The organism is Acinetobacter sp. UBA2063, assembly GCF_002333245.1.
Lineage (GTDB): Bacteria > Pseudomonadota > Gammaproteobacteria > Pseudomonadales > Moraxellaceae > Acinetobacter > Acinetobacter parvus.
Map to the genome: position 1 here is coordinate 1 of NZ_DDAH01000151.1, position 9285 is coordinate 9285.

General features: G+C 40.9%; 8 protein-coding genes. All 8 read left to right on the forward strand.

Annotated features, from left to right (window positions below; translation table 11 throughout):
• The coding region (locus B4H32_RS06800; protein WP_286800997.1) for a ferric iron reductase at positions 1-315 on the forward strand (315 nt) is incomplete at its 5' end.
• On the forward strand, positions 308-1789 hold the full coding sequence (gene acbB / locus B4H32_RS06805; RefSeq protein ID WP_286800998.1) for an acinetoferrin biosynthesis monooxygenase AcbB: 1482 nt from the start codon (positions 308-310) through the stop codon (positions 1787-1789). The genes B4H32_RS06800 and acbB, both read left to right, overlap by 8 nt.
• The gene (gene acbC, locus B4H32_RS06810) at positions 1786-3603 is read left to right on the forward strand and encodes an acinetoferrin biosynthesis protein AcbC (RefSeq protein WP_068517836.1); all 1818 of its coding nucleotides are present in this window, start codon (positions 1786-1788) and stop codon (positions 3601-3603) included. The genes acbB and acbC overlap by 4 nt, the downstream gene beginning before the upstream one ends.
• A 27-nt stretch (positions 3604-3630) precedes the next feature.
• Positions 3631-4269 carry an acinetoferrin biosynthesis acetyltransferase AcbD gene (gene acbD, locus B4H32_RS06815; protein WP_004915699.1) on the forward strand — a complete coding sequence of 213 codons (639 nt, stop codon included), beginning with the start codon at positions 3631-3633 and terminating at the stop codon, positions 4267-4269.
• On the forward strand, positions 4266-4637 hold the full coding sequence (gene actB / locus B4H32_RS06820) for a protein ActB (protein WP_004281762.1): 372 nt from the start codon (positions 4266-4268) through the stop codon (positions 4635-4637). The genes acbD and actB overlap by 4 nt, the downstream gene beginning before the upstream one ends.
• The gene (locus B4H32_RS06825; protein WP_286801000.1) at positions 4634-5869 is read left to right on the forward strand and encodes an MFS transporter; all 1236 of its coding nucleotides are present in this window, start codon (positions 4634-4636) and stop codon (positions 5867-5869) included. The genes actB and B4H32_RS06825 overlap by 4 nt, the downstream gene beginning before the upstream one ends.
• Positions 5870-5878: 9 nt before the next feature.
• Positions 5879-8125: a TonB-dependent receptor gene (locus tag B4H32_RS06830; RefSeq protein WP_286801002.1), complete on the forward strand. Its 2247-nt coding sequence runs from the start codon at positions 5879-5881 to the stop codon at positions 8123-8125.
• Between the two features lie 26 nt (positions 8126-8151).
• On the forward strand, positions 8152-9285 hold a 1134-nt coding region (locus B4H32_RS06835; RefSeq protein WP_286801007.1), incomplete at its 3' end, for an MFS transporter.

Below are 9285 nucleotides of genomic sequence, written 5' to 3' on the forward strand. Positions count from 1 at the left end.
GATGAACGTTTTAGTTATTATTTCTTTGGCAATACCTTGTTCGGCATTATCAATGCGATTGGCGCAACAGGCTATATTACTGAAGATGAATTACTTGGGCATCTAACAAGTTTCTTGCAAGAGCAATTGCAGCAATATCCAGACAGTAGCTTATTACAGGGATTATTGTTCAATGTAACCTTGCCTTATAAAGGTAATTTGCTCACACGTTTACATGAATTAGATGAGCTGATTGCGCCTGTCGAGAACCAATCTGTCTATGTCGAACTGCCAAATCCGCTGTGTATTTCACAGAAGGATGTCAGTTATGCTTGATTTTATTGGAATTGGTTTAGGGCCATTTAATCTGAGTCTGGCCAGCCTGCTGCATAATAAAAGCACACTTAACTATGCAATTTTCGAACAGAAAGCTCAGTTTGACTGGCATGCAGGGATGCAGTTACCCAATACGGTATTGCAAGTGCCGTTTATGGCAGATCTGGTCTCAATGGTTGATCCAACTAGCCCATTTAGCTTTTTGAATTATCTGCGTCATCAGCAACGCTTATATAAATTTTACTTTTTAGAACAGCCGCATATTCCACGTTGTGAGTATAACCATTACTGTCAATGGGTTGCAGAACAACTTGATTGTATTGAATACCAATCTCGTGTTTTGAAGATCGAACCTCAAACTATTGGTTTTAAAGTTGTGGTGGAATCGGAGGGTGTTCAGCACAGTTATTTATGCCGTCATCTGGTCATCGGAAGCGGTAATGTGCCTTACTTGCCTGAATGCTTGGCTAAAGTACAGCAGCAGCAACCACAAAAATGTCTGCATTCTGCGCAATATATGACGCATACAGATATAGATTTACACGGCGATGTTGTAGTACTTGGTTCAGGGCAATCCGCCGCCGAAGTCTTTATTGATCTGCTTGATGAGCAGCAAGATACAGCCAATCATCAGTTCGACCTACACTGGTTTACTCGTTCTCTGGGCTTCTTCCCAATGGAATATGCACCATTGGGACTGGAACATTTTAGCCCAGACTATGCACAGCATTTTTATGCTTTGCCAGCTGAAAAGAAAGAGCAACAATTGCAGCAGCAGTCTTTGTTGTACAAGGGCATTAGTGCAAAGACCATCCGTGAAATCTATCAAAAACTTTATCACCGTAGCATTGCGGGTCAAAGCTTACAGACACATTTACATAGTCAATGTGATTTGAAAGATGCAGAAGCATTGGATACACAAAAAATCCGACTGCATTTCCAGCATCGTGCTACAGCTCAGTCTTTTCATCTCGACTGTGATTTTCTTGTAGCCGCGACGGGTTATTTCACGCCTGATTTTGGTTTTATGCAGTTGCTCAAGCCATACATCGAGTTTGATCATAAACAGCGTTGGCAGATTACAGACGACTATCGTGTTGTACATCGGCTGAATGGTCATATTTTTGTTCAAAATCAGGAAATGCATAGTCATGGTGTCGGCACACCTGATTTAGGTCTTGGTGCTTATCGTGCAGCAAAGATCATTAATCAATTGCTTGCTGAGCCTCTTTATGAATTAGGCAATCAAGCGCAGACATTCCAACACTTTAATCTCTCTCAAAATCCAAAAATTTGTATGGCAGATGACAAAGCACAATCAAACGAGTGCCTTTGCGAAAATTCTCCCAATAAAAACCATTCAATTTTCAAGAAAACAGAACAGAACGTGATGACGGCGCATCCTAATCGTCGTGGTGCAAACACACGGACACAAACTGCTTCTGTACATTCAACTTATGAGAAACTGATATGAACTTTGCAACTTTAAAAATTAATCAGCAGCAATGGCGTGCCGCAGGGCAACGTCTTATTGAAATGGCGATTGCAGAGTTTCTATATGAAGAAATTATTGAAGTTAAAGCATTGTCAGCAGGGCATTATCGCTTAGATTTAGGCAATCGTCAGTATGAGTTTCAAGGAAATCAATATCTACTCGGACACTGGAATATTCAGGAAGCTTCGGTACGTGATGTGACTCATAGTCAGGAAAATGATCAACCTGCTTGGAACTTACATGAGTTCATTGTCGCAATGTCTGACAGTTCTAATGTTAAGCCATTTACCAAAGCATATTTGATCAAAGAAATGAACAATACTTGGTTGGCAGAAGCACATTTATTCAATGAAACGCGTTTGCCAAGCACAGCGGTTTTGACTGAGCCTCATTACAAAGTTGAAGGCATGCTACGAGGTCATCCTTGGCTCATCATGAGTAAGGGGCGTATGGGTTTTGGTTATGATGATTATCTTAGCTCAGCGCCAGAACTTTCTCCTGAAGTTAAAGTGTTGTGGTTAGCTGTACATCGTGATTTAGCAGAGTATCGAAGTACTGAAGATTGGAGTGCATGTGGTTTATATCAACATGAATTTGATGCCAATGAACTACAGCAATTCATCAATATTCTTCAAGAAAAAAATCTAGACCCACAAAATTATTTTTTGATTCCCGTACATGCATGGCAATGGCACCAATGGCTCGTGCCAACTTATGCCAATGAAATTGTTGATCAGAAAATTATTGAACTGAATATCAGTCAAGATAGTTATGTGCCAATGCAGTCCATTCGCACATTATGCAATACATCAAATCTACAACGTCATTACATTAAACTGCCAGTCAGTATTTTTAATACTGCTGTTTATCGTGGATTACCCTCAAAACGTAATCTTGCTGCTCCAGCAGTGACCGCATGGTTAAAACAGATTCATCAACAAGATCAAGACTTACAAAATACAGGTGTGATTTTCTTGGGTGAGGTTGCAACTTTAACTATTCACCAGCCATGTTTTGACCGCATTGACGGCGCACCATATCAATTTAAAGAACTATTTGGTTGTTTGTGGCGTGAAAGTGTTGATCGCTATATTGATTCATCACAACAAGTTCTCTCTCAAGCAGCTCTATTACATCGTGATATTTCTGGTCAATCGATCCTGAGCGTGCTGATCAAAGCATCAGGATTAAGTCCTTTAGCTTGGTTAGCTCAATTTGCTCAAGTGTGCATGTGTCCATTGTTACTTTGCTTGTATCGCTATGGTTTGGCATTTTCACCACACGGCGAAAACACGATGTTGGTACATGAAAATGGTGTGCCGAAAGCAATGGTATTAAAAGACTTCATTGACGACATCAATTTAGTGGATGAGGATTTTCCTGAGTTAACTCAGTTACCATCTGACGCAGACTTATTACTCCGTCACGAAGCGACCGATCTAAGCCATTTTATTTTTACAGGTCTGTTCATGGTGCATTACCGTTATATCTGTAATGTGTTCTTGCAAGACTATCCTGAATATTCTGAGCTTGATTTTTGGCAGACCATTTCCAACACGATTGTTGAGTTTAACCAAAAACATCCAGAACTGGCTGAACGTGCTGATAAATTCGCCATGCTGCGTCCAACTTACACCAAAATTTGTCTAAACCGTGTACGTCTATTTACCACAAGTTATAACGATGAAGCAGAACGTCCTGTTCCTGTCTTCCTTGATCCTATTGCAAATCCAGTTAGCCCAGAAACATTGAAAACATGGGCAGAACAACCACGCCAAGCGAAAGCGGGCTAATTTTATTCGTCATTTTATAGGTTCGATATGAAAACAATCTCTCAGCAATTGCCAGATTATTTTGAATACTTTGAAGATGGTACACAGTACTACTTACGCCAAGTGCAATATCCTCAGGATATTCCTTTATTACATCAATGGATGCATGAGCCACATGTAATTCCTCAGTGGCAGTTAAATAAATCAGAACTAGAGTTACAAGTTTACTTCGACAAAATGTTAGCAGATGACCATCACCGTTTATTAATCGTCGGAATTGATGGCAAAGATGTGGGCTATACCGAAATTTATGAGGGTAAACGAGATCGTTTAGGCCGTTATTACGATGGTGATGACAATGATCTCGGTTGGCATCTCCTGTTTGGTGACAAATCCGTGTTTGGCAAAGGCTTCTTGCGCCCAACCATTCGTTTACTCAGTTTTTACATTTTTGAACATTCAAAAGCTAAAAAAATTGTGGGTGAGCCAGATCATACCGTTAAACCATATGCAGCAGTAGTGGCAGAGCTTTGTTATGAAAGCCAACGTTTAATACCGATGCCCGAAAAAACAGCGATGTTGTACTACTGCTTCAGAGAAACTTTCTATAACAAGTTTGGGGATTATTACCAAACATCACAACAACAGCTAGCAGATCAGCCAGCCAAACTCCTGAGTGTTACATGAGCTTATATATCAATGAAATGCATATCTTAGACATGCGCTTTGCGGCGAATGTCTCTGTTGCAGAATTTGAACAATGGTTAGCACGAATTCAGCACTATTTCGAACATCAGCGAAATTTTGTGTTGATCATGCAAACCGATGCAAATACAGAATTTCCGGAGGAATATAGAGCAATCCAAGGCAAGTGGTATAAACAATATAAACAAGATTTTTACCAATATTGCTTGGGTTTTGCTCGTATTGCTCAAGATGAAGAAGATCGTATTCGATTGGATACACCAGCTCTGCACAAAGCTTGGCATGTTCCATATTTTGTGAGCGTAGATAAAGCTGAAGCCACACAATGGGCTTTGCAGAGGTATTTATGAATCAAAATTCATTAAATATTCAGAAAGTCTCAGCCTTGAGCCTGAGTGTCGTGGTGGTTTTATATCTCGCGCATGCCTTACCACTGTATTTTTATAATGTGGCCTTACCTGCGATTCTGCGTCATCAAGGCGTAGATTTACGTTGGATTGGCATGTTGTCGCTGCTCTATATTCCTTGGGCATTCAAGTTTTTTTGGGCACCACTAATCGATCGTTTTTATTTCAAAAAACTCGGTAAACGTAAAACTTGGCTTTTGTTTACGCAAATAGCTTTAGTGTTGGGGGTCGTTGCTTTGGCACTTACCCAATTCGATTACGGTCTTGGTGTATTTGTTATTGTCGGTTTATGGATTTCAACTTTTGCTGCAACTCAAGATATCGCAATTGATGGCTATACGGTCGAAACCTTTTCAGAATCTGAGTATCGACTAGGCAGTATGGCGCAAAGTATAGGTGTTGCGCTTGGCAGTATGGTTGGTGGAGCAGCAACTTTATGGCTGTATGAGCTTTATGGTTGGCAAACGGCGTTAATGTCTTTGGCGGCCATGACCGCACTGACCATGTTGGCTGTTTTCTTCATTCAAGAAAAAGAGACGAGTGAAAAAATCGCAAAACCAACGCCTAGCTTAATTCGTGCATTTAAACGCCCTGAAATGTTATGGGCTTTAGCATTAATTGTGTGTTATCGCGTGGTCGAAGCACCGGCTATGGCGATGCTGAATCCGATGCTGATTGACCAAAAATGGTCCTTGTCAGAAATTGGCATTTTAATGTCTGTTGTGGGTGCAGGTGTGGGTTTATTGGCCGCAGTATCCGCCGCATTTTTATTGAAAAAATTAGCAGCAACTCAATTGCTGATTTGGGCAGGTTGGGCGCGTACCTTGGTTTATGCCTTGTTGGGCAGCGCCGTTTTACTTAGTTGGCTTGATCAATGGCATTTGCTGCTTGGTGTGTTTGTCGTGGTCATACTCGCTATTCGTTATATCGCCATGACGGCACTTTATGCACATTTCATGCAGACCTGTTCTAAAGATCAGGCTGGTACAGATTTCACCATTTTAGTTTGCTTTGAGTTACTGGTGTATTTCATTGGCGGCGCACTGTCAGGTTTTTTAGCGAAATCACTGGGCTATGGAAATTTTTATCTGATTCTCGCAGTTTCATCGGTTTTGAGCGTATTGCTCAGCCAAGTTCTCATCCACAAAGCAAAACAAACGCAACAACTCACCTAGGGGTAATTTATGAAAGTTATGTCAATTTCGACATCATTGACACTGTTAAGTTTGGCCGTCAGCACGCAGCTTTATGCGCAAACTGTTGAGGCAGATGCCGCAGCTGAGGCACCAAGCAAAAACTCAGTACAACTCGCGCCAATTGTGATCACGGCAACACGTTCAGCGCAAAGCATTGCGGAAATTGCAGGAACAGTTCAATCCATTGAACAAAAACAGATTGAGCAACAGGCCGCGGCAGGTCGTAAACTGGCCGATATTCTGGCGCAGTTAGTGCCTTCACTTAGCCCAAGTAGTGGCACCACAACCAACTATGGACAAACCATGCGTGGTCGTCAGGTGCTTGTGTTAATTGATGGCGTAGCGCAAACCGGTTCACGTGATGCGGCTCGTCAACTCAATAGCATTAGCCCAGATTCAATTGAAAAAATTGAGGTGGTTTCAGGTGCGAGCAGTATTTATGGCTCAGGGGCAACAGGCGGTATTATTAATATTCTGACCAAAAAAGGCTCTGGTGACAGTTTAAGTTTTGAATCTAAAGTCGGCGTGACTTCAGGTGATAATTTTAAAAATGATGCATTGGCTTATGAAGCTTATCAATCCGTTGCGTTTAACCAAGGCGATTGGAATGGTTTCTTGGGCGCAGGTTATACCCAGCGCGGTGAAATTCAAGACAGTCATGGTGATCGAATTGGACCTGAAGTTGCACAAACTGACCGTCAAGATACGGAAACTGTTGATGTCAATGGACGTTTAAGTTGGCAATTTACGGATCAGCAAAAGTTAAGTTTGGGTGCGCAATATTATGATGATCAACAAGATTCAGAATATGGCCCTGACTATGGTACAAACTTCGCTGTTTTCTTAGGCGCAAAGCCAAGTTTAAAGGCGTTAAAAGGTTTTGAAATTGATGATCAAGCTTTTACCAAGCGTTATGCGGTCAATGCACAGTATCAAAATACTGATTTGCTTGGGCAAGAGTTAAATGTTGAAGCGTACTATCGCAATGAAAAAGCCAGATTCTATCCAACGCTGCTAGCGAACTTTATTCCAGCAGGTTATTACTTTGCTTATCAGTCAGAGTCGGATATTGATGTTGCTGGCATTCGAGCAGCAATGACATCAAAACTGAATCTAGCTGATCGTGATTTAAAAATCACCTATGGTATTGATTATGATCATGAAAAAGATCAACAAACGGCAGATCTCTATAGTTTTACGCATAATGGCTTAAAATATCAAAATACAGGTCGTAGTTATGATTTCGGCCCAGATGCCACCATTAAAAACCTCGGTATCTTTGTACAAGGAAATTATGATTTAAGCGATGCGGTCAACATTCAGGCAGGTTTGCGTCATCAACGTATTGAAAGTGATACCAGCGCATTTAAACCAACGTTTCCTGCAATTCAAGGTGATATCACGGGTCAACCAGTCGGCACTGTAGCGGCAGGGACTGTAGAGCATGATAAAACCTTATTTAATTTAGGTGCGGTATATAAATTAAATGATCAACAACAAGTCTTTGCGAATTTTTCACAAGGTTTTAGTTTGCCTGATATTCAACGTGTATTACGTGATGTTTCAGCAGGTTATGTTGTGCGCTCAGGTAATGTTGATCCGATTACGGTCAACAACTATGAACTTGGCTGGAGATTCCAAAATGATCTAGGAGCAAATTTAGGTTTAACCACGTTCTACAATACATCAGATAAAGTGGTTCAATTTAAGGCAGATCGTTCTGTAACCGTTGCAGATACAGATCAGCGAATTTATGGCGTTGAAGCAAATGCAAGTATGCCTGTTTTAGATCAGTTTAGTGTTGGTGGAACAATTGCCTATACGCGTGGGCAATTCAAGGATGCAGGTGGTTCTTGGCGTGAACTGAATGCCTTACAAGTTTCACCAGTTAAAGGTACATTATTTGGTGAATGGAACGATGACAAAGGTAATGGTTTAAGGGTTCAGATGTTAGCTGTGAAGGGAACGGATAAAGCATATGAAGATTCTCTAAAGGCAAAATATGATACCAATGTTCGCCCAAATGCAGCGACGAAGATCAAAGGCTATGCCGTTATGGATGTGATTGCTAATGCGAAAGTTGGCCCAGGAACGGTAGGCTTTGGTGTTTATAACGTTTGGAATACAGAATATAAAACTGTATTTAGTCAAGCAGCTGAAGCTGTATATGGTCCTATCTCTAGCCTGCCTGCACAAGGCCGTACTTATGGTTTGAGTTATACCCTCAAATACTAATCTAATCAAAAAGGCATCTGTTTTAGATGCCTTTTCTTTTGATGATTTTCATGATGAACAATAATTTAAAGTTTTTAGCGCTGGCTGCTTTGATCAATGGAACTTGTTTTTCCATGATTCTCCCTTTACTTGCCCCATTGACACGACAATTACATTTATCTGAATTCCAAGGTGGTGTGATTGTTTCAGCAGGGGCAATCTTTATGGCGATTGCATCGATCTGGATTGCAAAAAGGAAAAGTCAGCTATCTCCCAATCAACTCGTCATTTATGGCTTTTGGGGAATGACCTTTACTTGGGCTATTTTTACCTTGATTCTGTATTTTGGAACACATGCGATTTTACCCACGTTATTCATTTTTATCTTACTGGTATTGAGTCGTGCTTCTACAGGCATTTTTATGGCTTTGCCACAAATTGGTCTGCAAAGTTATGTGATGACACATGCAAGTGAAGCCGCTGATCGTAGCAAACAAATGGCGATGTTTGGTGCGATGAATAGTTTTGGGATGATTATCGGCCCGTTTGCAACCTCAGTTTTATTGTTTGGTGGTTTGCTTTTCCCGATGTGGATTGCTGTGGTTTTACTTTGCTTAGTCAGTATTGCACTCGGTATCCTGTTTAGTAAAAGTCCGCAAGTTCAGGCTGAGTCATTCAATCCGCAACAAGATAAAGATAATGCACGAGCGAATGAGCCAATTCTGAAGCAAAGTCTGATCTGGTTAACTCTAGGTTTTGTCACTTATGTTGCAATTGTGACTTTAAATATGACGGCAGGTTTTTATATTCAGGATAAGTTTTATCTCAGTAGCCAACAGAGTGCAGTTTATTTTTCTCAATGCATGTTGGTTGTCGGGGTCTGTTTGGTGCTAACCCAGCTTTTAATCGTGAAAGTGTTTAAACTCAAATTAAATAGTTTGGTGATTATTGGTTTGGTCACCATGTGTTTTGGTCTATTACTTTCACTCTACGCACCTACAATTTTTGTATTTCAGGCCAGTTATATTTTTTATGGTATTTCTGTGGCGTGCTTATTACCTGCATTTACTACAGGCGCTGCCCAAGCGGTATCTCAGCAATCACAGGTTAAAATGGCAAGTTTTTGTACGGCGACACAGGCATTAGGTTTAATTGTTGGCCCCTTACTCAGTACATTTTTG